This window comes from Chelatococcus sp. HY11, assembly GCF_018398335.1.
In the GTDB taxonomy this organism is placed as follows: domain Bacteria; phylum Pseudomonadota; class Alphaproteobacteria; order Rhizobiales; family Beijerinckiaceae; genus Chelatococcus.
This window is the reverse complement of the sequence record NZ_JAHBRX010000001.1, coordinates 3,099,077-3,121,837: the sequence shown is the minus strand read 5'-3', so window position 1 is coordinate 3,121,837 and position 22,761 is coordinate 3,099,077. Positions and strand designations below refer to the sequence as shown.

Annotated in this window: 15 protein-coding genes; 9 read left to right on the top strand and 6 right to left on the bottom strand. The window is 64.1% G+C overall.

What is annotated here, in order from left to right:
* Positions 1-82 precede the first annotated feature (82 nt).
* The 5 genes from KIO74_RS14270 to KIO74_RS14250 form a co-directional block, all read right to left on the bottom strand.
* A complete protein-coding gene (locus tag KIO74_RS14270) occupies positions 83-1,012 on the bottom strand; it encodes a DUF2493 domain-containing protein (protein WP_213335272.1) in 930 nt (309 codons plus the stop codon).
* Between the two features lie 328 nt (positions 1,013-1,340).
* Positions 1,341-2,402, bottom strand: coding sequence for a DUF7146 domain-containing protein (locus tag KIO74_RS14265; RefSeq protein WP_213332553.1), 1,062 nt, complete (start codon positions 2,400-2,402; stop codon positions 1,341-1,343).
* A complete protein-coding gene (locus KIO74_RS14260; protein WP_029075232.1) occupies positions 2,403-6,749 on the bottom strand; it encodes a strawberry notch-like NTP hydrolase domain-containing protein in 4,347 nt (1,448 codons plus the stop codon).
* A 184-nt stretch (positions 6,750-6,933) separates the two neighbouring features.
* Positions 6,934-7,386, bottom strand: a complete 453-nt coding sequence (locus KIO74_RS14255) for a cupin domain-containing protein (RefSeq protein ID WP_029075233.1) — start codon at positions 7,384-7,386, stop codon at positions 6,934-6,936.
* Positions 7,387-7,411: 25 nt separating this feature from the next.
* Positions 7,412-8,017 carry a TetR/AcrR family transcriptional regulator gene (locus KIO74_RS14250; protein WP_029075234.1) on the bottom strand — a complete coding sequence of 202 codons (606 nt, stop codon included), beginning with the start codon at positions 8,015-8,017 and terminating at the stop codon, positions 7,412-7,414.
* A gap of 354 nt (positions 8,018-8,371) precedes the next feature.
* Here KIO74_RS14250 and KIO74_RS14245 point away from each other — a divergent pair, with 354 nt between their 5' ends.
* Positions 8,372-8,689, top strand: coding sequence for a PepSY domain-containing protein (locus tag KIO74_RS14245; protein WP_084639934.1), 318 nt, complete (start codon positions 8,372-8,374; stop codon positions 8,687-8,689).
* Positions 8,690-9,420: 731 nt separating this feature from the next.
* Here KIO74_RS14245 and KIO74_RS14240 read toward each other — a convergent pair.
* Positions 9,421-10,155: a helix-turn-helix domain-containing protein gene (locus KIO74_RS14240; RefSeq protein ID WP_213332552.1), complete on the bottom strand. Its 735-nt coding sequence runs from the start codon at positions 10,153-10,155 to the stop codon at positions 9,421-9,423.
* 236 nt (positions 10,156-10,391) lie between these two features.
* Between KIO74_RS14240 and KIO74_RS32230 the strand changes: the two genes are divergently transcribed.
* Genes KIO74_RS32230 through KIO74_RS14200 form a run of 8 tightly spaced genes read left to right on the top strand, consistent with a single transcriptional unit; the run spans position 10,392 to position 22,526 of the window.
* Positions 10,392-13,115: a nitrate/nitrite transporter gene (locus KIO74_RS32230; RefSeq protein WP_213332551.1), complete on the top strand. Its 2,724-nt coding sequence runs from the start codon at positions 10,392-10,394 to the stop codon at positions 13,113-13,115.
* Between the two features lie 10 nt (positions 13,116-13,125).
* Complete coding sequence (locus tag KIO74_RS14230; protein WP_213332550.1) at positions 13,126-16,875, top strand: nitrate reductase subunit alpha; 3,750 nt, start codon at positions 13,126-13,128, stop codon at positions 16,873-16,875.
* Positions 16,872-18,392: a nitrate reductase subunit beta gene (narH, locus tag KIO74_RS14225; protein ID WP_029075237.1), complete on the top strand. Its 1,521-nt coding sequence runs from the start codon at positions 16,872-16,874 to the stop codon at positions 18,390-18,392. The genes KIO74_RS14230 and narH overlap by 4 nt, the downstream gene beginning before the upstream one ends.
* Positions 18,389-19,075: a nitrate reductase molybdenum cofactor assembly chaperone gene (gene narJ, locus KIO74_RS14220; protein WP_029075238.1), complete on the top strand. Its 687-nt coding sequence runs from the start codon at positions 18,389-18,391 to the stop codon at positions 19,073-19,075. The genes narH and narJ overlap by 4 nt, the downstream gene beginning before the upstream one ends.
* A 13-nt stretch (positions 19,076-19,088) precedes the next feature.
* The gene (gene narI / locus KIO74_RS14215; RefSeq protein WP_029075239.1) at positions 19,089-19,826 is read left to right on the top strand and encodes a respiratory nitrate reductase subunit gamma; all 738 of its coding nucleotides are present in this window, start codon (positions 19,089-19,091) and stop codon (positions 19,824-19,826) included.
* On the top strand, positions 19,823-20,659 hold the full coding sequence (locus KIO74_RS14210; protein ID WP_051231289.1) for a peptidylprolyl isomerase: 837 nt from the start codon (positions 19,823-19,825) through the stop codon (positions 20,657-20,659). The genes narI and KIO74_RS14210 overlap by 4 nt, the downstream gene beginning before the upstream one ends.
* Entirely contained in the window at positions 20,656-21,939 is a 1,284-nt protein-coding gene (locus KIO74_RS14205) for a molybdopterin molybdotransferase MoeA (protein ID WP_029075240.1), read from the top strand. The genes KIO74_RS14210 and KIO74_RS14205 overlap by 4 nt, the downstream gene beginning before the upstream one ends.
* Before the next feature lie 17 nt (positions 21,940-21,956).
* Complete coding sequence (locus KIO74_RS14200) at positions 21,957-22,526, top strand: DUF2478 domain-containing protein (RefSeq protein ID WP_029075241.1); 570 nt, start codon at positions 21,957-21,959, stop codon at positions 22,524-22,526.
* Positions 22,527-22,761 lie beyond the last annotated feature (235 nt).

Here is a 22,761-nt window from a genome sequence, read left to right as displayed (position 1 = left end):
CTGCAAGGAAGCGTCATCAAAGCCATTTGTCTGCTGTGCCGTCAAGTATTGGCGGTTGAAACAACCGCCTTGCGGCGGCGCTTTACGCGCCGCCGTGCTTCATGACCGGGATGCCAAGCTTGCGGGCCTTATCGGCGAGGTTGTCCTGAATCCCGGTTCCGGGGAAGTGGATGACCCCGATCGGCATGGTGTCGAGCATCGCGTCGTTGCGCTTGAAGGGCGCGGCCTTGGCGTGCTTCGCCCAGTCGGGCTTGAAGGCGACCTGAGTGACCTTGCGGTTGCTGGCCCATTTCGCGGCGATGAGTTCGGCGCCCTTCGGGCTTCCACCGTGCAGCAGCACCATGTCGGGGTGCTTGGCGTGAACCTGATCGAGCTTGGCCCAGATCAAGCGATGGTCGTTGTAGTCGAGACCGCCGGTGAAGGCCACTTTCGGGCCGGGCGGAAGGAGCACCTCGTTCTCGGCGTGCTTTTTCGCGGAGAGGAAGTCGCGGCTGTCGATCATCGCGGCGGTCAGGTTGCGATGGTTGACCATGGAGCCTGTGCGCGGCCGCCAGACCGAGTGGGTGTGGCGCTCGAAGTGATCGGCGGCCTGGTCGCGCATCAACTCGAAGGCGTCGCGCCGTTCGAGAAGGGTCTGCCCCTCTGCCGTCAGGCGCTCCAGCTCGACGGACTTCACCTCGGAGCCGTCCTGTTCCCGCTGAAGGCGGCGCTGCGCGACTTCGTTGTCGTCCAGCTCGCGTTCGATCCGGTCGCCTGCGCGCTGGAAGAGGTTGACCGTGCCCCAGAGCAGTTCTTCGAGGTCAGGTTCGAGGCGGGTGTCCGAGAGCGCCACCACGAGGGCGTCGAAGATGTCGGCGATGCTGCCGGCCACGACATTGCCCTCGGGGAGCGGCCGCGGGTCGGGTTCGTCCTCGAAGGGACGGTAGCCGTAGAGCGCCAGTTCCTGAAGGACGTGATCGGTCGGGGAGGAAGCGTGGTGCGGCTCGTAGTCGGTGTCGTGGTGTTCGGTCATGGTGGTCTGCCTCCGGCTCGTGGCCGCGCCCATCGCGGCCTTCGTGGCGACGAAAGGCGGCGGGCGGGACGGACCTGCACCTGACGCGAAGCGGAAGGCCGGAACGCAGAGGAGGATGACGGGGGCCGGCGATTTTGCCTCGCGATGCAAAGCGTCCGCAGGACGCGGCGGAAAATCGTCGGCAACCGGCATTGCCTGTCCGGCACGGCTGACGCCCCGATCGCCCTCTCAGAAGGCCGTGGGTGTGGCCTCTCCGCGCCGGAGGTAGATCGCCATAGCTGAACCGGCCCGCGATCGCGCGTTGCCGCCGCCACCTGACCGTGATAGATCAGGCCGCCAGCAGCATGAAGCGGGCAATGTCCTGCGAGACAATCTGGTCCCGCAGCCGTGCCGCCAATGCGTCGTGGCCGAGCAGCCTGAGATCTTCGTTGAAGTCGCCGAGGCGTGGTGTGAGCACGACCGTCTCGATCCCGACCGCGCTCGCACGCTCTGTCAGGGTCGCCATCGCACCGTCGCCAGCCGGATCGTTGTCGCGGGCGATGTAGAGCCGCCGCAGCGTCGTCGGGAACAGGATGGCGCTGAGATGGGCCGCCGAGAGCGCCGCCTGTGCCGGCATCCTGGGCAGAACCGAACGGACGGACATCACCGTTTCGATGCCTTCGCCGGCCGTCATCACGTCGCAGCCCATGCCGAACCTGACGGCGTTTCCCAGGAGATCACCCATCGCACGCCGGGGCGTCTCGATCGGCGCACGGCCAAGACGCGCCTCGCTGAAGCCGTCGGGATCGAGCCAGGTGCGGTGCGCCCCCGTGATGACGCCGGCGAGGTCGGTGACGGCAGCGATCATCGCGGGCCATGTCTCGGTCGGTGCGTTCTCGTCGGCCCGATAATAGCAGCGGGGGTGGAAGCGCAGGCTTGCGGTTTCGTGCAAAGCCGTAATGGCGCGACCCCGCAAATAGGTTTCCACGAGCGTCCGCCCGATGGGCTTTGCCATGGCAAAGAGCCGCCGAGAGGCTTCGGGCGATCCTGTCGGCGCCGATGCCGGTCGCCAGTCACGGTTCCCCGGTCCGGGTTCAGGATGCGGCAGCGCCAGGAAGGACCGGGCCTCATCGGCAACGTCCTTGAAGTCGATCAGCCCGCAGCTCTCGCGGATGACGTCGAGAAGATCGCCATGCTCGCCGGTGGCGGAATCGGTCCATTTGCCGGCTGCGCCCTTGCCGGTTTCCGGCCCGGTCAGTCGGACGAACATGGACCGGCCCGGCGTGTTGCGCACGTCGCCGACCTGCCAGTATCGCCCGGCGCGATGGCCGGACGACAGATAGTGACGGCAAACCGCCTCGGCCTTCCGGCCGAGACGGATTGCGAGCTCGCCGGCATCGAGGCGAGCCATTTACGCTGCCTCCTTTTCGCCGATGCGCTCGACCGGCCAGCGTTCGAGCAGCTTTGCGAGTACGACCGGCCCGTTGGCGTCGACCGGCACGAACATCCTGAGCTTCCACGAGATGATTTCGTGGAACAGGCCATCGGCCGAGAGCCGCTCGCGCATGGTGTCGGTGAAGCCTGAGAGTTCGATCCGGTTCGCACCCATGACGCGAGCGCGGCGAAGCTGAAGGCCCTCGGCGAGATCGAGGATGGTCCGACCGTCCATCAGCGCCATGAAGGCGTCATCCGGCGTGAGCGCGGTCGCGCCGGTCGTGGTCGCATTCGCGGCCCAGGCCGGAGAGACCTTGCGGCCGATGATGCGCTCGCCGTCATCGGTCTGGAGGCGATACACCCGCGTCGACTCGTTCGGCAGGCGTTTCCAGATCGGCAGCAGCAAACCGGTGACGACATGGATCGTGTTGTCGGCAAACTCCGGCACCTCGGCGATCTCGGCCGTCCAGGCGGCGGCGAACGCATCCTGATCCGCTTCGATCCAGTGCGTCTCGCCCATCGTCTTCAGCGGGATGTTGTGCCCCTCCATCGGGCGCAGGAGACGCACGCGGCGCTCGATCTCACCGTCGTCGAGCATGGTGCTGGTGGTCGGCACCTGCACGGCGGCGCGGCCGGAACGCTCGTTGACGAGGAGTTTCGCGCGCCAGTCATCGAGGTGGCCGAGCGCGGCGTCCAGCGAGAGCGGACGATTGCGCTCGCGCTGGGTAATTGTAAGCAACCGCGTCTCGGCGCCTGTGCCCGGATGGACATAGATGGTCTTGCGATCGGTGACGATGAACCGCTCGGCGGTCAGCGTCTCCAGCCCGGCGTCATAGGTGCCACTGGTGATGGCCCCCTCGATGCGCGCCGTCAGCAATTGCTCGAAGGCGGTGAACAGGATGCCCTGAAGCTCGATGGTCAGCGCCAGCAGCCGATTGAGGAAGGTGGTGATCGGCGGCAGATCGTCCTTGATGCCGGTCGAATCCATCAGCTTCAGGCCGGTGGCGGACTCGAAGCGGTCGAGCGAGCAGCCCTCGACCTTGCCGCGCACGAGCAGGAGATAGAGCTGGCGCAGTGCATCGCGCGCATAGGGGCTTTCCAGATTGTCCTCGGGCCGGAACAGGCCCTGACCGCCGGTCTGGCGCTGGCCGCGCGTGATCGCGCCCAGCGTGTCGAGACGGCGCGCGATCGTCGAGAGAAAGCGTTTTTCGGCCTTCACGTCGGTCGCGATCGGGCGGAACAGCGGCGGCTGCGCCTGATTGGTGCGATGCGTGCGGCCGAGGCCCTGGATGGCGGCATCGGCCTTCCATCCGGGTTCGAGGAGGTAATGGACGCGCAGCCGCGTATTCCGCGCCGATAGCTCGGCATGGTAGCTGCGCCCGGTGCCGCCGGCGTCCGAGAAGATCAGCACGCGCTTGACGTCATCCATGAACGCCTGCGTCTCGGCGAGATTGGCGGACGCGGCGCGGTTCTCGACCACGAGACGGTCGCCCATGGAGCCGGCACCCGGCTTGCGGACGATCCGGCGCGAGCGGCCCGTCACCTCGGCCACCATCTCGGTCCCGAAATGCTGGACGATCTGGTCGAGCGCGCCGGGGACGGCCGGCAAGCTCGCCAGCTTCTCGATCAGCGCGGTGCGGCGGGCGACGGCCTCCCGGCTCTCGACGGGCTGGCCGTCACGGAAGACGGGACGCGACGAGACCTTGCCGTCACTGTCGGTGAAGGGCTCGTAGAGCTGCACCGGAAAGCTGGTTTCGAGGTAGGACAGGACATATTCGCGCGGCGTGATGTCCGCCCGGATATCGTTCCATTCCTCGGTCGGGATGTCGGCCAGCCGCCGTTCGGTCAGCGCCTCGCCGGTCGAGACGATCTGGATCACGGCCGAATGGCCGGCTTCCAGATCGACGGTGATCGACCGGATCAGGGTCGGGGTTTTCATGCTGGTCAACAGGTGGCCGAAGAACCGCTGCTTGGCGGACTCGAAGGCCGAGCGCGCGGCGGACTTCGCCTGCTTGTTCAGCGTGCCGGACGATCCGGTGATGTTGGCGGCCTCCATCGCCGCGTCGAGGTTGTTATGGATGATCGCGAAGGCCCCGGCATAGGCATCGTAGATGCGGGTCTGCTCCGGCGTCAGAGCGTGCTCGACCAGCTCATATTCCACGCCGTCGAAGGAGAGCGAGCGGGCGGTGTAGAGGCCGAGCGCCCGCAGGTCGCGCGCCAGCACCTCCATCGCCGCGACGCCACCGGCTTCGATGGCCTCGACAAACTCGGCCCTAGTCGCGAATGGGAAATCCTCACCGCCCCAGAAGCCGAGCCGCTGGGCATAGGCGAGATTGTGGACGGAGGTGGCGCCAGTCGCCGAGACATAGGTGACGCGGGCATTCGGGAGCGCGTGCTGGAGGCGAAGCCCGGCGCGGCCCTGCTGCGAGGCGGCGACATCGCCGCGTTCTCCCTTGCCTCCTGCCGCATTGGCCATCGCGTGCGCCTCGTCGAAAATGATCGCTCCATCGAAATCGGAGCCCAACCATTCGACGATCTGCTTGACGCGCGATAGCTTCTCGCCGCGGTCGTCGGAGCGCAGCGTGGCGTAGGTTGTAAATAGGACGCCTTCGCCGAGCGTGATCGGCCGCCCTTGCGGGAAGCGTGACAGCGGCGTGACAAGCAGGCGCTCCATGCCGAGCGCGGACCAGTCGCGTTGGGCATCCTCCAGCAGCTTGTCGGATTTGGAGATCCAGACCGCCTTGCGCCGGCCTTGAAGCCAGTTGTCGAGGATGATCGCGGCGGACTGGCGGCCCTTGCCGACGCCGGTGCCGTCGCCGATGAAGAAGCCGCGCCGGAAGCGCACGGCCTTCTCGGCATCGTCACGCGCGGCGGAGACGAGATCGAAGGTCTCGTCCACCGTCCATGCGCCGGCGAGATAGTCGGAGTGCGCTTCGCCCGCATAGACGAGCGTTTCGAGCTGGGCATCGGACAGAAGCTCGCGGATGTTGGTGGGGAGTTGCGGGCGGTAGCTCGGCTTCGGCGGCGCGACGCTCGCCATCGCCGCCGATTGCACGAGCTTGGTCGGGTGGGCCTGAGACCCGGAAATACGGATCGCCTGCAATCCGTATTCTTCGTAGATCGCGTCCGAGATGCGGCTGTCGTCGTCGGCCCCGACCTCGGCGTCGATAATCTCATAGTCGAGCGCGACGCCATCAGGCTCGGCCATCAGCGTGGCGGGCGCGGTCCTGGCGGCGCGGTTGAGATAGCCGCGCACGCTGCGCGCGGCGGCGGGCGCCGCGGCCTGCACGATGACGGACGGATCGACCGGCAGGCGCGGCGGAAGATGCGCGCCGATCCAGTCCATGAGCGTCGCGGCGTCCGGCGCGGTGCCCGGTGACGCCGGGAAAACCGTGGGATCGTCGGCGGGCAACTTGTCGATGACGGTGAGCCGCGTGGCGAAGGCCGTGCCGTGCTTGGCATAGACCGCGCCGTCGATTCCGGCCGAGAACACGACCCGGCCGCGCTCCTGCAGGCGGGTGAATGCGGCGGTCCAGGCCGGCGCTTCCGGGCCGAAGTTCGCTCCGGTGATCGTCACGAGACGGCCGCCGGGCGCGAGCCGCGCCAGCGCGGAGGCGACATGGCGGAACGCGGCGTCGGCCATGCGGCCATCGACATGGACCATCGCCGAGAACGGCGGGTTCATGAGCACGACGGAGGGCACGGCGGTCGCATCGAGATGATCGTCGATCTGCGCCGCGTCGAAACGGGTGACGGGAATCGCTGGAAAGAGAGAGGACAGGAGCGCGGCGCGCGTGTCGGCCAGCTCGTTGAGCACGAGCGAGCCGCCCGCGAGCTCGGCCAGGATCGCCAAGAGCCCGGTCCCAGCCGAGGGCTCCAGCACGCGGTCGGCGGACGTGATGGCCGCCGCGGTCGCGGCGACCAAACCGAGCGGGATCGGCGTCGAGAATTGCTGGAGCGCCTGGCTCTCCTGCGAACGACGGGTATGGGTCGGCAGAAGACCGGCGATCTTGCCGAGCAGCGGAAGCGCGGCGACCGGAGAACCGGCTTTGCGGAAAAGCGCCTTTCCGTATTTGCGCAGGAAGAGGACGGTTGCGACCTCGCACGCCTCATAGGCTGTCTTCCAGTTCCAGAGGCCCGTGGCGTCGGACGCGCCGAACGCGGTCTCCATGGCGTCACGCAGGATCGCAGTATCGACGCGCTGACCGCGTTCGAGGTGAGGCAGAAGCGCCGTGGCGGCCGCACGGACGGAGGCGGCGGAATCGGAAGGCGCGGCAAGCGGTGCTGCCGACAGCGTATCGGCAAGAGGGAACGGAGCGTTCATCGGGGCATCCTCGGGAGAGCGGAAACGGGCAAGCCCGCCAGCGCTCTCTCTCGGACCGGACGGGCTCAAACCCGTCCCGGCCCCTCTCTATCTCTTACGGATCAGGCGCATCCGTTTCGTCCATGCCCGCCACAATTGAACGAGCGCCCCATTCGATGGAAGGAGCGCTCGTGTCAGGCACCGGTCAGGACGCCATCTGCAAAGCTTCGATACCGTGACGCTGCATGGCAGCGCCAATACGGGCGAAGTCCGGTGCGGCCTGTGGCTCCGTCGTGCCGATCTCCCGGAAGAACGCCGTCATCGAGGGCTCGACCAGTACCAGCATGCGAGCGGATCGATCGCTCTCATTGACATAGTTGTGCGGCGCATAACCGTCGATGCGAACCGAGGTTCCGGCTCTCGCCGCAACGACCTCGGGCGGCTTGCCGGCGGCGAAGTGCCGAATGGTGATCTCGCCGTCGAGTATGTAGAACAGTTCCGGCGAGGCGTGACTGTGTGGCGGCGTGCCGGAACCCGGCGGAATCTCGACCTCGACCAGTTCGAGGTTCGCGCCCGCAGGTCCGCCGAGAAAGCGGATGCGGTCGGCGACAACCCAGCGGGTCTCGCCATCCTGCGCAGATGTTACCTGTATGCTCATTGCCAATATCTCCTGGCTTTTGATGTCATGTCCGCGGTGACGAGCCCGAGGCGACCGCGGACAGGATCGTTTCGAGCGCCCAAGAGGCGGTCTCACCGGCTTGGGCGCCGTCGAGACCGCCGTAGTCCTTGAGGACCTCCCAGGCGGAGGCCGAATAGAGAAGGTGTGCCAGCGCCTCGACCTTTCGGGCTTCGGCCGGCGGAAGGTTTTCGAGAATGGTGGCAAGCGCCCCTGCAAAGCGCAGGCGCCGGGCCGGGATCATGCTCGCCCGCATGGCACGCCCTGTTGGCGAGTGAAGCGAGGCCCGGATCGCCGCCTCATGCGCATCGAAGCGGGGAAAGGCGTCCTGGGGACCGGTGACGATATCCTTGGCGTTGTCCGGGGCGATGGACGTGCCGATCAGCGCGTTGAGCCAGGGCCAGAAAGCGGTCAGCAAGTCGTCCTTCGTCGGAAAATGGCGGAAGACGGTGCGTCTCTGGATGCCAGCCTCCGCGGCGATGGCGTCCATGCTGATCTCGTCCGGAACGGCCGATGTGCTCATCAGACGATAAAGAGCATGAAGGATAGCCTCGCGCGTTTCGCGGACTTTCTCCTCTCGCAGCGGGCTGTTGTAGCTGCGCGTCTCGGCCATGGCTGCCTCCATTGAATTAATGTCACTTCAAATGACACTAATATCGCCGTGAGTCAATTGATGGCATTGATAGTGACATCAAATATGCAACATCAAGAGTGCCCGGCGCGCGCTCGGACCGGAAGGGCTTAAACCCGTCCCAGCGATCCGTTGCGCCGCGCCAAGGGGCAGAGCCCCCAAGCAGTCGGCCCGAGGCGCCCATGCCAACCCATACCGACATGTATCAGAGAAACGGAAGCTGCCCCGGTCGCGCTGACGAAACGCTGACGACACTTCGTGTTGTGCTTCAGTGGCCCGTCAGTTCATCGACGCGTGATCTCCTTCGTGAACAACCGCAACGCAGGAGTTGGAAACATGAGAACGACATTCGCAATGCTAGCGCTGCTCGCGGCATTGCCGGCAACGGCGGCATTTGCCGGTGAGACATGCAATGTCCCACCCCAGCAGAGACAATCCTTCGAGGCCTTGGGGCGGCTTGCGGGCGACTTCGGATGGACCATCGACAGGATGAAGATCGACGACGGCTGCTACGAGCTACGTGTCACCGACGCCAGCGGAAACGTCCTCAAGGTGAAGATCGATCCCGCAACGCTGGAAGTGGTCGACGGCAGCGTCAAGCGGTTCGGCGATGGCAGCAATGGCACTGCAGCACAGGAAACCGAAGTGGACTAGCCGGGGAGACGGCGGAGATGAGCTCGGGTTCAGGGCCGCGTCTCGGTTTTTACGTGCGTGCGGCGGCAACTATCGCCGTCGTTGATCGGGCGATCTCAATCTCTCGCGATGCCAGGTTCGATCGCACTAGCTGCACAATCGCGCCCTCCACGCATGGCTCGCGGCTTCATCCTGATGAGCCATGCAGTGCGAGGATTTTGTGCTGCGGAGATCGGGATGATCTTGCAGCGTCGATGCCATCATACTGGCATGTACAGAACTTCCGATGGCCTTGGGCGACGATAACTGCGCAATACCGCTGATCGACACAACCAGATTGCTTGCATGCGCCGCGTTGGAGCGAGCCCTTTCAGAGGGGTTCAGGTAGAGGGAGAAATGACCAACCTCGCGTCAGTGGGGTAGCCCAAACGTGCCCGGAAAACCTAAATCGTTCATGGGAGCGAAGGATTTCGCCGCGTCCGGCAAACGACCCATTGTAGAGCGTGGTCAACTCATCCTGCCGGACCTTGGCGGCGTCCCATAGCTCTTGCGGCAGGATGCGCAATTCCGGCGCGTCTTCGTGAACCCATTCGCTTTACGGGTTCAAACGGCAGGTATCGCGCCCGGTGTCGGGGTTCTTGAGCTTCTTCAGCCGGTTCCAAATCAGCTTTCCGCACTCGCGACTGCGCGCTTCTGGCTGATGACCTCCTCCGAACTTGCCTTGGACCGACGCCTTATCCCTTGGGGAATGGCTAAGTCGCGGCAATTGTGGTCTTGATCTGTGGTCCGTCGATCAGCGGATCAGGTGCTGCAACCGCGGCTAGGCGCGTCCGGTCGGTGATGGTCACGCGCGTGCCCTTGATTGCTACGCCATGACCTTTCAGGGCCTTCATAGACCGGGAGAGATTTTCGGGCGTCATGCCCAGATGGGAGGCGAGATGACGTTTCTCTACCGGCAGAATGATCGTGTCTGTATCGCCGTTGCTCTGTGATTGGTAAAGGATATAGGCAGCGAGCCGTTCTTGTGAATTGCGCAATTTCAGGTTCTTGGCATGGCGCACGAAGGTGCGATATCCATTGGCTAATTCCCGCATGCCGGCCATTGCGAAATCCGGATCGCGCCGCAGCGCTACCCGGACGTCAGCGACGGGAATCATGATGATCTGCGATCGTTCAAGAGTGCGCGCTGACATCAGATAGGCCTCGTCGCATACGCAAGCCGCCAGGATAAACGTCGAAACCGGATGAACGACACCCATCACGGTGCTCCGTCCGTTCCATGTCGCGTACAACTCGACAGACCCTTCGACTATGACGTGAAGGAAGTCGGCATAGTCGCCCTGCCGGATCAATTCCAACTGTGCCGGAAATGTCTGCGCGTAGGCGATCTCCATCAAGCTGTCGAAGGTCGGCGTCATCATCTCGCGAAACAGAGGCAGACGACGTAGGCGCGACTTCTCATCTTCATGCATGAAATTTCCTTCCACGCAGAGCACTTGATATTTATCAAGTGATAAGCCGCTGATTGTCAATCAGCGAAGGGAATACGGCTGACTATTTGGCCGAATATGCACGAAGATCCAAGGTGTTCCCTGCGACAAAAACGACTCACAGAGTCCAGATCCAATTTGGTTGATCAGGATCAAAGACGTGCGCCGTCGCGGATGCTTGTTTCGAAATGAAATAGTCAATCCCGCCACCGGAATCGACCGGGAGCCGAGCCATGACAGACTATATCCTGCCGAGCCGTCGCGATCAGCAAAGAGCCCTTTGGCTCAGCACTATCGCTTTCACGCTATGCTTTGCGGTGTGGACAATCTTTTCCATCATCGGGTTGTCCATCAAGGATGAGCTTGGTCTTTCCGAATTCGAATATGGCGTCCTGATCGCCACGCCGGTGCTGACCGGCTCGATTATAAGGCTGATACTCGGAGTCTGGACGGAACGCTACGGCGGACGGCTGGTATTTTCGGCCCAGATGATCTTGACCGGTGCAGCGACCTTCGCGCTGACCTTTGCCGACAGCTACCTTACTTTCCTGCTGGCAGCGCTGGGCGTTGGCTTGGCGGGGGGCTCCTTCATCATTGGTGTCGCCTATGTCACCAAATGGTATCCGCAGGCGCGACAGGGCACCGCGCTCGGCGTATTCGGCATGGGCAATATCGGCGCGGCGGTGACGACGTTCCTTGCCCCATTCGTGCTGATTGCCTGGGGCTGGCAAGGCGTAGCGGAGCTGTGGGCGACGGTCATCGCTGGTATGGGCGTCGTCTTCTATCTATTGGCCAAGGACGATCCTGATTTTACCGCACGGCGAGCCCAAGGCGTCGCTGCGCCGAGCCTTGCTGAGCAGTTCGCGCCGCTGAAGAAGCTTCAGGTCTGGCGCTTCTCGCTCTATTACTTCTTCGTGTTCGGCGGGTTCGTCGCACTGGCGCTCTGGCTGCCGTATTATCTCGTACAGGTCTATGGCGTGGATGTGCGCACGGCCGGTGTCGCCGCAGCCATCTTCAGCCTGGCCGCCAGTATCTTCCGCGCCTATGGTGGGGTGCTGTCCGACCGTTTCGGCGCCCGCGCTGTCATGTACTGGACGCTGGGTTTCTCGCTGCTGTTTCTGTTCATGCTGTCCTACCCGCCGACGGAGTATGTCATCCGCGGCAAGAACGGCCCGATCGCCTTTTCGACCGAGATGGGCCTGTGGCCGTTCGTGGCAACGCTGTTCGGACTGGGCTTCTTCATGAGCCTAGGCAAGGCGGCCGTCTTTCGACACATCCCGATTTATTACCCCAAGCATGTTGGCTCGGTCGGCGGCCTCGTCGGCATGATCGGTGGTCTGGGCGGCTTCGTCCTGCCCATCGTCTTCGGCGCGCTGCTCGACGTCACCGGCATCTGGACCTCGGCCTTCGTGCTGCTGCTGCTGATCGTCGCCGTATCGCTCGGCTGGATGCATCTTTCGATCCGGGCCATGGAACGGCAGGCGCAAGGCGCAGCCCTTGATCGGCTGCCGAATTTCCCGGAGTTGGCCGAGCTCCACGATCCCGAACGCACGGTCATGCCGCATGTGATCGAGGACTGGCGACCGGAAGATCCGCAATTCTGGAATGACAAGGGAAAGCGCATCGCAAGGCGCAATCTCTGGATATCAATCCCGGCACTGCTGTTGGCCTTCGCGGTCTGGATGGTCTGGTCTGTCGTCGTTTCGCGGCTTCCGGCCATCGGCTTCGGCTTCACCCAGGACCAGCTGTTCTGGCTGGCGGCGTTGCCGGCGCTGTCGGGGGCTACGCTGCGCATCTTCTACAGCTTCATGGTGCCGATTTTCGGCGGAAGGCTGTGGACGACGTTGTCCACCGCCTCGCTGCTGATCCCCGCCATGGGCATCGGCTATGCGGTGCAAAATCCGGCCACGCCCTATCTGATCTTTGCGGTGCTGGCGTTACTGTGCGGATTCGGCGGCGGCAACTTCGCCTCCTCCATGGCCAATATCAGCTTCTTCTTCCCCCGCGCCGAGAAGGGCCAGGCAATGGGGTTGAACGCGGGGCTCGGCAATCTTGGCGTCTCGGTCATGCAGTTCCTGGTGCCGCTGGTCATCACCGCGGGTGTGTTCGGCGCCATGGGCGGGGCGCCGCAGGAACTATCGAATGGCGGTCGCGTCTGGATGCAGAATGCCGGTTTCGTCTGGGTGCCCTTCATTCTGGCCTCGACGGCGGCGGCCTGGCTGGGAATGAACGATCTGGCCGACGCGCGGGCGAGCTTACGCGAGCAGGCGGTGATCTTCACCCGTACCCAGAACTGGGTGATGTGCCTGCTTTATGTCGGCACTTTCGGGTCCTTCATCGGCTATTCTGCCGGTTTCCCGCTATTGTCCGGCTTGGTATTCCCGCAGGTGAACGCGCTGCAATTCGTGTTCCTCGGGCCGCTGATCGGCGCACTCAGCCGCGCCGGCAGTGGTTGGCTCGCCGACCGGGTCGGCGGCGGCCGCGTCACCTTCTGGGTCTTTGCCGGCATGATCGCTTCGGGACTTGTGGTGATCGAGGGTCTCGAAAGCGCATCTTTCGCCATGTTCTTTGCCGGGTTCATGGCACTGTTCTTCTTCACCGGGATCGGCAATTCCTCCACGTTCCAGATGATCCCGGTCATCATGCGCAAGGAGATTGCGCGCCTCTATCCAGACGAGGGCGCGGCCGAGCAGCGGCGGCGCTCCGAGCGCGAGGCGGCCGCCATCGTCGCGTTTACCAGCGCCATCGGCGGCTATGGCGGCTTCTTCATCCCGAAAGCCTACGGCACCTCGATCGGGCTGACGGGGACACCGCTGGCTGCGCTCTGGGCCTTCCTCGCCTTCTACGTGCTGTGCCTCGTCGTCACCTGGGCCGTCTACACCCGCCGCGGCGGCCTCCTGCACGACATCGAGCGCGGCCGCGCCATGCCAGCCGCCCTTCCAGCCGAGATAAATTGAGGAGACAGCCATGAGCCAGCTGATGGATCGATTGAACTTCCTGACCTCGCTGCGCAAGGATACCTTCGCCAACGGCCATGGCCAGACGACGATTGAGAACCGCGATTGGGAAGACGTCTATCGCCGGCGCTGGCAGCACGACAAGATCGTGCGCTCCACCCACGGCGTGAACTGCACCGGCTCCTGCTCATGGAAGATCTATGTCAAATCCGGCATTGTCACCTGGGAAACACAGCAGACTGACTATCCGCGCACGCGCCCCGACCTGCCCAACCACGAGCCGCGCGGCTGCGCGCGCGGGGCGTCCTATAGCTGGTACCTCTACAGCGCCAACCGGGTGAAGACGCCGCTCGTTCGCGGCCGGCTGATGCGGCTGTGGCGCGGGAAGCGCAGGACCCTGAGCCCGATCGCGGCATGGACAGCGATCCAGAACGACCCGAAAGCGCGCGAAAGCTACACCCGTATTCGTGGCAAGGGCGGCTTCGTGCGTGCGAGCTGGGACGAGGCGGTCGAGATCGTCGCCGCCGCCAATGCCTATACGACGAAGAAATACGGCCCCGACCGGGTGTTCGGCTTCTCCCCGATCCCGGCCATGTCGATGGTGTCCTATGCGGCCGGCACTCGCTATCTGTCGCTCTTGGGCGGCACCTGCATGTCGTTCTACGACTGGTATTGCGACCTGCCGCCCGCCAGCCCCCAGACCTGGGGCGAGCAGACCGACGTGCCGGAATCGGCCGACTGGTACAATGCCGGCTACCTGATCCTGTGGGGCTCGAACGTGCCGCAGACGCGCACGCCGGACGCCCATTTCTACACCGAGGTGCGTTATAAGGGCACCAAGAGCGCGGTCGTCTGCCCGGATTATTCCGAGGCCGCCAAATTCTCCGACATCTGGCTGAACGCCAAGCAGGGCACGGATTCGGCCCTCGGCATGGCCTTTGGCCACGTCATCCTGCGCGAGTTCCACCTCGACCGGCAGGTTGCCTATTTCGAGGATTACTGCCGCAAATATTCCGACATGCCGATGCTAGTGCGCCTCGACCGCCAGGGCGACCGGCTGGTTCCGGGCCGGCAGTTGCGGGCCGCCGATTTCATCGATGGGCTCGGCGAGACCAACAATCCGGACTGGAAAACCGTCGGGATCGATGGAATTTCCGGCAGGATCGTCGCCCCAAACGGCTCCATCGGCTTCCGCTGGGGCGAGACGGGGAAATGGAACCTCGAGCAGAAGGCCGGCAAGGACGACATCCGTCTCACGCTCAGCCTGATCGGCGAAGCGGATCACGACGAGGTCGCCGGCGTCGATTTCCCTTTCTTCGGCGGCGCGGCCAGCAACGGCTTCGAGGTCGACAGCCGCGGCGAGGTGCTGACCCGCAACGTGCCGGCGAAGCGCCTCAAGCTGGCCGACGGCGAGGAGGTGCTGGTCGCCACGGTCTTCGATCTCCTCTGCGCCAATTACAGCCTCGACCGGGGCCTCGGCGGCGCGCATGTCGCGGCGGATTACGATGACGACGTGCCGTTCACGCCGGCCTGGGCCGAGCGCATCACCGGCGTGCGCCGCGACAAGATCATCCAGGTCGCCCGCGAATTCGCCGCCAATGCCGAAAAGACCAATGGCCGCTCCATGATCATCATCGGCGCCGGCATGAACCACTGGTTCAACATGGACATGAATTACCGCGCCGCCATTAACATGCTGGTGATGTGCGGCTGCGTCGGCCAGTCGGGTGGCGGCTGGTCGCATTATGTCGGCCAGGAGAAGCTGCGCCCCCAGACCGGCTGGACGGCGCTCGCCTTCGCGCTCGACTGGGCGCGGCCGCCGCGCCACATGAACGCGACCTCGGCCTGGTACGCCCACACCGATCAGTGGCGCTACGAAACGGTGGGCGCGGCCGAAATCCTGTCGCCGACGGCGCCGGCCGGCGATTGGCACAAGCTCAGCCTGATCGACTACAATATCCGCGCCGAGCGCATGGGCTGGCTGCCGTCGGCGCCGCAGTTGAAGACCAATCCGCTGGAAGTCGGCCGCGCGGCCAAGGCCGCCGGTGTCGAGGCGAAGGATTATGTCGCCGAACGTCTGAAATCGGGCGCATTGCAGATGTCCTGCGAGGACCCGGACGCGCCAGAAAACTGGCCGCGCAACCTGTTCGTCTGGCGCTCGAACCTGCTCGGCTCGTCCGGCAAGGGTCATGAGTATTTCCTGAAGCACCTGCTCGGCACCGATCACGGCGTGCAGGGCAAGGACCTGGGCGCCCAGGGCGGCACGAAGCCGGTCGAAGCCGTCTGGCGCGAGCAGGCGCCTGAAGGAAAGCTCGACCTCCTGGTGACGATCGACTTCCGCATGTCGACCACCGCCGTCTATGCCGACATCGTGCTGCCAACGGCGAGCTGGTACGAGAAGGACGACATGAACACGTCCGACATGCACCCGTTCATCCACCCCCTGCAGGCGGCGGTGGACCCCGCCTACGAATCGAAGACCGACTGGGAAATCTTCAAGGCGATCGCGAAGAAATTCTCGGAAGTCGCGCCCGAAATCCTCGGGGTTGAGACGGATGTGGTGCAATTGCCGCTGCAGCACGACAGTCCCGGCGAGCTGGCGCAGGGCGTGGTGCGCGACTGGAAGCAGGGCCAATGCGACCTCATCCCCGGCCATACGGCGCCTGCCTATATCGCGATCGAGCGCGACTATCCCAACCTCCACAAGCGCTTCACTGCCATCGGGCCGCTGATGGAGAAGATCGGCAATGGCGGCAAGGGCATCGCCTGGGACACGAAGGAGGAGGTTCACCATCTCAAGGCGCTGAACGGCACCGTGACCGAGGAGGGCGCGACCAAGGGCATGGCGCGCCTCGACACGGCCATCGACGCCGCCGAGATGATCCTGATGCTGGCCCCCGAGACCAACGGCGAGGTGGCGGTGAAGGCGTGGGACGCCCTCGCCAAGGCCACCGGCCGCAGCCACCGCCATCTGGCCGAGGTCAAGGAGGATGAAAAAATCCGTTTTCGCGACATCGCCGCCCAGCCGAGGAAGATCATCTCCTCGCCGACATGGTCGGGCATCGAAAGCGAACAGGTCTGTTACAATGCCGGCTGGACCAATGTGCATGAATTGATCCCGTGGCGCACAGTCACCGGTCGCCAGCAGCTCTATCAGGACCATGAATGGATGCGGGCCTTCGGCGAGGGCTTCGTCACATGGCGACCGCCCTTGGACCTGAAGACGGTGGGCGAGGCGGCGAGACGGCCGTTGGCGGCGGGCGAGCCGCATGTGGTGCTGAACTTTCTCACGCCGCACCAGAAATGGGGTATCCACTCCACCTACACCGACAACCTCCTGATGCTGACGCTCAACCGCGGCGGCCCGGTGGTGTGGATTTCCGAAGTCGACGCCAGGAAGGCCGGTCTGGTCGACAATGACTGGGTCGAAGTCTTCAATCTCAACGGCGCCATCACCGCGCGTGCGGTGGTCAGCCAGCGGATGAAGGAAGGCTCGATGTTCATGTATCACGCACAGGAAAAGATCGTGAACACGCCCGGCAGCCAGATCACGGGTAAGCGTGGTGGCATCCACAACTCCGTTACCCGCATCGTACTGAAGCCCACCCACATGATCGGCGGCTATGCCCAGCTTGCGTATGGCTTCAACTATTACGGCACGGTCGGCTCCAACCGCGACGAGTTCGTGATCGTGCGCAAATTGTCCAAGGTCGATTGGCTCGACCAGCCCGCAATCCAGACGACGGAGGCCGCGGAATGAAGGTACGTGCTCAAATCGGAATGGTGCTGAACCTCGATAAATGCATCGGCTGTCACACCTGCTCCGTCACCTGCAAGAACGTCTGGACCAGCCGTGAAGGCGTGGAATACGCCTGGTTCAACAATGTCGAAACCAAGCCGGGTATCGGCTATCCCAAGGACTGGGAGAACCAGAAGCGCTGGAACGGTGGCTGGAGGCGAACAAAAAGCGGCGCTCTGCAACCGAAGCAGGGCGGAAAATGGCGCATTCTTGCCAATATCTTTGCCAATCCCGACCTGCCCGAGATCGACGATTTCTACGAGCCGTTCGATTTCGACTACGACCACTTGAAATCCGCGCCGGAAATGAAGGCGTTCCCGACCGCACGCCCGCGCTCGAAGATTTCCGGCGAGCGCATGGAAAAGATCGAGTGGGGGCCGAACTGGGAGGAAATCCTCGGCGGCGAGTTCGAGAAGCGCTCGAAGGACTATAATTTCGAAGGCATCCAGAAGGAGATCTACGGCCAGTACGAGAACACCTTCATGATGTATCTGCCCAGGCTGTGCGAGCATTGCCTCAACCCGGCCTGCGTCGCCTCCTGCCCGTCCGGCGCGATCTACAAGCGCGAGGATGACGGCGTCGTGCTGATCGACCAGGAGAAATGCCGGGGCTGGCGCATGTGCGTGTCGGGCTGCCCCTACAAGAAAATCTACTACAACTGGTCGACCGGCAAATCCGAGAAATGCACGCTGTGCTATCCGCGGCTGGAAAGCGGTCTGCCAACCGTCTGCTCGGAAACCTGCGTCGGCCGCATCCGCTATCTGGGTGTCATGCTCTACGATGCAGACCGCATCGCCGATGCCGCGAGCGTGGAGAATGAGAAGGACCTCTACGACGCGCAGCTCGGCGTCTTCCTCGATCCGAACGACCCCCAAGTGATCGCGGCAGCGCGCGCCGAGGGCATCCCCGAGGATTGGATCAAGAGCGCGCAGAACTCGCCGATCTGGAAAATGGCGATGGAGTGGAAGATCGCCTTCCCGCTGCATCCCGAATACCGCACCCTGCCGATGGTCTGGTACGTGCCACCGCTGTCGCCGATCCAGAATGCGGCCGAGGCGGGACGGATCGCCGCGCAGGACGACATGCCGGACGTGCGCTCCTTGCGCATTCCGGTGCGCTATCTCGCCAATATGCTGACGGCCGGAGACGAGGCGCCGATCGTCTCGGCACTGGAGCGAATGCTGGCCATGCGCTCCTACATGCGCTCCAAGACCGTGGACGGCGTCGTCAATCTCGGTGTCGCCAAGCGGGTCGGCATGGTGCCGCAGCAGATTGACGAGATGTACCAGTTGCTGGCGATCGCCAATTACGAGGACCGCTTCGTCATCCCGACCACGCATCGCGAGCTGGTCGAGGATGCCTACGACCTCAGGAGCGGCTGCGGTTTCACCGACGGCAACGGCTGCTCGGCGGGCCATTCGGGTCAGTCGCTGTTCGGGGCCAAGAAGTTTCGCAGCCCGCAGGAGTTCATCGCATGAAGACCTTCAAGGCGCTGTCGGCCCTGCTCAGCTATCCGAGTCACGATCTTCAGGAGGCGATTCCGGTGATCCGGGCGATCCTCGCCGAAGGTGTCGTGACGCCAGCCGCTGCCACCGCCCTGGAGCCGCTGCTCGCTTCACTGGAAAACGGCGATCTCTACGATCTGCAGGAGCGCTACGTACTGCTGTTCGACCGTTCCCGCACCCTGTCGCTCAACCTGTTCGAGCATATCCATGGCGAAAGCCGCGACCGGGGCGGGGCGATGGTCGACCTGCTGGAAACCTACCGCGCCGGCGGCTTCGATCTGGCGGGACCGGAGCTGCCCGACCACCTGCCGGTGTTGCTGGAGTTTCTCTCGATGCGGCCGCTGGCCGAGGCGCGCGAAATCTTGGCCGATGCGGGTCATATCCTGATCGCGCTCGCCGAGCGGCTGGCGCGGCGGGAGAGCGTCTATGCCGCCGTTTTCGAGGGGCTGGTCAAGCTTTCCTCCGCCGATCCAGCGGCCGAGGAGGCACAGGCCCTGCTGGCGCAACAGGACGACAACCCGGAGGATCTCGCCGCCCTCGACGCGGTCTGGGAAGAAGCGCAGGTGACCTTCGGCCCGGACCCGAACGCCGGCTGCCCGGTCAGCCGCGACATTCTTGCCCGCATGGAGCCCGCACCGGCGCGGGCCGCTCGGTGAACAGGAGACCGCCATGCATAATTTCGTCTTCGGCATCTATCCCTATATCGCCATCACGGTGATGGTGATGGCCAGCATCGCCCGCTATGAGCGCGACCCCTTCACCTGGAAGTCCAAGTCGAGCCAGCTGCTGCGCAAGCGCCAGTTCATCGCCGGTTCGGTGCTGTTCCATGTCGGCATCCTGACGATCTTCGGAGGCCATCTCGTTGGGCTGCTCACGCCGATCCAGGTGTTCGATTTTCTCGGCGTCAGCCACGAGGCCAAGCAGATTCTCGCCATCTCCGCCGGCGGCATCGCTGGAATCATGACCCTTGTCGGCGGCACGCTGCTGTTACATCGCAGGCTGTTCGATCCGCGCATCCGCGCCAATTCCACGCTCGCCGATACCGGCATCATGGTGCTTTTGATGGCCCAACTCCTGCTTGGGCTTGCCACCATCATCGTTTCGCTCGGCCATCTCGATGGCACGGAGATGGTGAAGTTCATGAACTGGGCGCAGGCGATCATCTATATGCGCGCTGGCGCTGCGAACTTTATCGTCGACGTCAATCCGCTGTTCAAGGCGCATATCGCCCTCGGGCTGACCATCTTCCTGCTGTTCCCCTTCACCCGGCTCGTTCACATGTTCTCGGCGCCGGTGCGCTATTTGTGGCGGCCGGGCTACCAGATCGTGCGCTCGCGGCGCGGCGCCAAACCCGCGCCGACCGGGCTTACGCCACTGCCGGGGCCGCGCATGGAGCCGGGCGAATGATTATCCTGGATCGCACCGCCCGGCCGGAGCCGGTCACGGTCAACGGCGTGACCATCGCCCCCGAAGCCATTGCCGCCGAGGCGCAGAACCATCCGGCGCCCAAAGGTCAGCCCGGCTTTGCCTGGCGGGCGGCGGCGCGGGCGCTGGCGCTACGCGAGACGCTCCTGCAGGAGGCGCGCGCGCACGACATCGCGCCCGAGCCGATCGAGCTGGAAGAAGGGAAGTGGGAGACCGAAGAGGAAGCACTAATCCGCCAGCTGTTCGAGCGCACGATTGCCCCGGCTCCGGTCAACGAGGCGCCGCTGCGCGCGCTCTACGATGCGGCGCCCGACCGGTTCCGCGGGCCATCGCTGTTCGAGGCCGCGCATATCCTCTTCGCCGCTGCGCCCGGCGACGCCGCCGGCAGGGCGTCGGCGCGCCAGCAAGCGGAAGCCGTGCTGGCGAACCTGCAGCGCGACCCCCGCCGCTTCGCTGAGCTGGCGGGCGAGTTCAGCGCCTGCTCTTCCCGCGCCAATGGCGGGATGCTGGGCCAACTCGCCTCAGGCGATACGGTGCCGGAATTCGAAGCAGCGCTGTGTTCCATGGAGGAACAAAGCATCTCCGACGCGCCAGTAGAAAGCCGCTATGGGTTCCACCTGATCCGGCTTGACGCGCGTGTGCGTGGCGAGGTCTTGCCGTTCACGACCGTTCTGCCACATCTGCGCCAAGCGCAGGAAAAGGCAGATTGGGTGCGGGCGAGCCGCGCCTATGTCGAGGAGCTCGCGGCACGGTACCAGGTGGCGGGCGTCGATTTTGCAGGCCACCCCGCCGGGGAGGTGAAATTTTCGAAATGAACGACGCCCCCGCCCTGTCCGATCCCTTCCTTTGCGGCTGCGAAATCAAGCCTGAGATGGGCGCGCTGATTTCCGTCGACGCAGCTCTTCGCCGGGCTTTGGCGCTGGTCAAGCCAGTCGCGCAGGTGGAACGGCTGCCGCTGGAAAGGGCGCATGGCAGGGTACTGGGCGAGGCTGTGCGGTCGGGCGTCTCGCTCCCACTGTTCGACAGTTCCGCCATGGATGGTTACGCCGTCCGGCTTGCCGACCTTGCTGGCGAGGGGCCGTGGCGGCTGCGGGTGTCAGGGCGAGTGGCGGCCGGCGATACCGACAGCGGGCCGCTTCCGGCCGGCGCGGTGTTGCGCATCTTTACCGGTGCGGCCATCCCTCCGGGATGCGATGCGGTAGTCATCCAGGAGTTAGCACGGCTGGAAGGCGATACCGTCGAGATACAAAGGCGTCCCCGACCGAACGAAAATATTCGGCGCGCCGGTGAGGACCTGGTACTCGGTTCTGAATTTCTGCCAGTCGGCTGTCGCATAGGACCGCGCGTGGCTGCACTGCTCGCAGCGGCCGGTTGCAGCGAGGTGGTCGTCAGGCGTCGTATCCGGGTCGCCTTCTTCAGCACCGGCTCGGAATTGCGCGCACCGGGAACGCCGTTGGCGCCAGGGCAGATCTGGAACGCCAACCGCTATCATCTCCAGGGTTCCCTTGATCTTCCGTGGGTAGAGACAATCGACATGGGCGCCGTTCCCGACCAGCCCGACCGGTTGCGTGAAGCGCTGGAGCAGGCTTCCCGCGATGCCGATCTGGTAGTGACCACCGGCGGAGTCTCCGTGGGGGATGAGGACCATATGCCCGCAGTGCTCAACGCCGCAGGCGGCAAGATTCACGTTATGAAAGTAGCGATGAAGCCCGGTAAGCCGCTCATCATCGGCCTCCTCGGTTCGGCGCTTTACATTGGTTTGCCGGGCAATCCGGTTTCAGCTTTCGTCGCCTGGTATGTAATCGGAGCGCGTATCGCAGAGGCGCTGGCGGGTATCCGGAAGGCAAGGCCACCACGCTGCGTCGTGCGCGCGGACTTCGATCGCATCCGGAACCCGGGCCGTTGCGAGTTCCTGCCGGCCCGTCTCGGCAGCTATGACGAAGACGGAACCAGAAACGTGGAGATTACAGCCTCAGCCGTATCGCATCGGGTGGCGCTTCTGGCACAAGCCGATGGGCTGCTGCTGATCCCCTCGGAAACCCACCACATCCAGCGTGGCGATATGCTGGAATTTCTGCCGTTTTCGGACGGCTGAACCCGAGGGAGAACGCGATGAAGCTTGGCTATGTAACCATGCGGGGTCGCGGTCGGATCGACCTTCTTCTGGCCGACGTCGTCGACCGGCTTGAAGCGCATGGCGTGGCCCTGGCGGGCACCGTACAGACCAATATCGACCGAAGTGATCGCCCTCGGTGCGACATGGATCTGCGGTTGCTACCCGACGGTCCGGTGGTGCGCATCAGCGTTGACCGCGGTGCCCACGCGCGGGGCTGCCGACTGGATGCCGGTGTGTTGGAGCAATCGGTGCTGTGGGTTTCGAACGCTCTGGACGATGCCGAGATGCTGGTGGTCAACAAATTCGGCAAGCAGGAAGCGGAGGGCAAGGGTTTGACCGGTACGATCGCGGACGCTCTCGAACGCGGTCTTCCGGTACTCGTAGGTGTAAACGGTCTGAACCTGCCAGCCTTCTTAGAATTTGCCGGGGGAATGGCGCAGGAGTTGGCACCAGATGCGGCACTGATCGTGGACTGGTGCTTCGCCATCCTGACAGGGATAGGCTCGAAGAACGAGTTCAATCAGTTGGAGAGTTCGATGCGTTCGGCGCCGATCAGCTCCCGGTAATAAAAATACGGCTGGAAAGACCAGGACACAGGGCAAAGTATAAATCTAGGCCGCCGGCTTGCCGGGCAGGTTGATGTACAGCGCGCGGCCTCCTATCCCTACGGTCTGGCGCGATAGGTTGGTGGTTGGAACCCGAGACAGGCCTGCCCGGCGTATCAGTTCACCAAAACGCGAAAGCTCCCGGGCCATGAGTTCGCGCAAGATTTCTGGTGTGGGGTCGGGCGGCGCATAGCCG

Bases quoted from the DNA above. Each gene is read 5' to 3' on its own strand.
- KIO74_RS14270 (WP_213335272.1), bottom strand. From the start codon at position 1,012: ATGACCGAACACCACGACACCGACTACGAGCCGCACCACGCTTCCTCC.
- KIO74_RS14265 (WP_213332553.1), bottom strand. From the start codon at position 2,402: ATGGCTCGCCTCGATGCCGGCGAGCTCGCAATCCGTCTCGGCCGGAAG.
- KIO74_RS14260 (WP_029075232.1), bottom strand. From the start codon at position 6,749: ATGAACGCTCCGTTCCCTCTTGCCGATACGCTGTCGGCAGCACCGCTT.
- KIO74_RS14255 (WP_029075233.1), bottom strand. From the start codon at position 7,386: ATGAGCATACAGGTAACATCTGCGCAGGATGGCGAGACCCGCTGGGTT.
- KIO74_RS14250 (WP_029075234.1), bottom strand. From the start codon at position 8,017: ATGGCCGAGACGCGCAGCTACAACAGCCCGCTGCGAGAGGAGAAAGTC.
- KIO74_RS14245 (WP_084639934.1), top strand. From the start codon at position 8,372: ATGAGAACGACATTCGCAATGCTAGCGCTGCTCGCGGCATTGCCGGCA.
- KIO74_RS32230 (WP_213332551.1), top strand. From the start codon at position 10,392: ATGACAGACTATATCCTGCCGAGCCGTCGCGATCAGCAAAGAGCCCTT.
- KIO74_RS14230 (WP_213332550.1), top strand. From the start codon at position 13,126: ATGAGCCAGCTGATGGATCGATTGAACTTCCTGACCTCGCTGCGCAAG.
- narH (WP_029075237.1), top strand. From the start codon at position 16,872: ATGAAGGTACGTGCTCAAATCGGAATGGTGCTGAACCTCGATAAATGC.
- narJ (WP_029075238.1), top strand. From the start codon at position 18,389: ATGAAGACCTTCAAGGCGCTGTCGGCCCTGCTCAGCTATCCGAGTCAC.
- narI (WP_029075239.1), top strand. From the start codon at position 19,089: ATGCATAATTTCGTCTTCGGCATCTATCCCTATATCGCCATCACGGTG.
- KIO74_RS14210 (WP_051231289.1), top strand. From the start codon at position 19,823: ATGATTATCCTGGATCGCACCGCCCGGCCGGAGCCGGTCACGGTCAAC.
- KIO74_RS14205 (WP_029075240.1), top strand. From the start codon at position 20,656: ATGAACGACGCCCCCGCCCTGTCCGATCCCTTCCTTTGCGGCTGCGAA.
- KIO74_RS14200 (WP_029075241.1), top strand. From the start codon at position 21,957: ATGAAGCTTGGCTATGTAACCATGCGGGGTCGCGGTCGGATCGACCTT.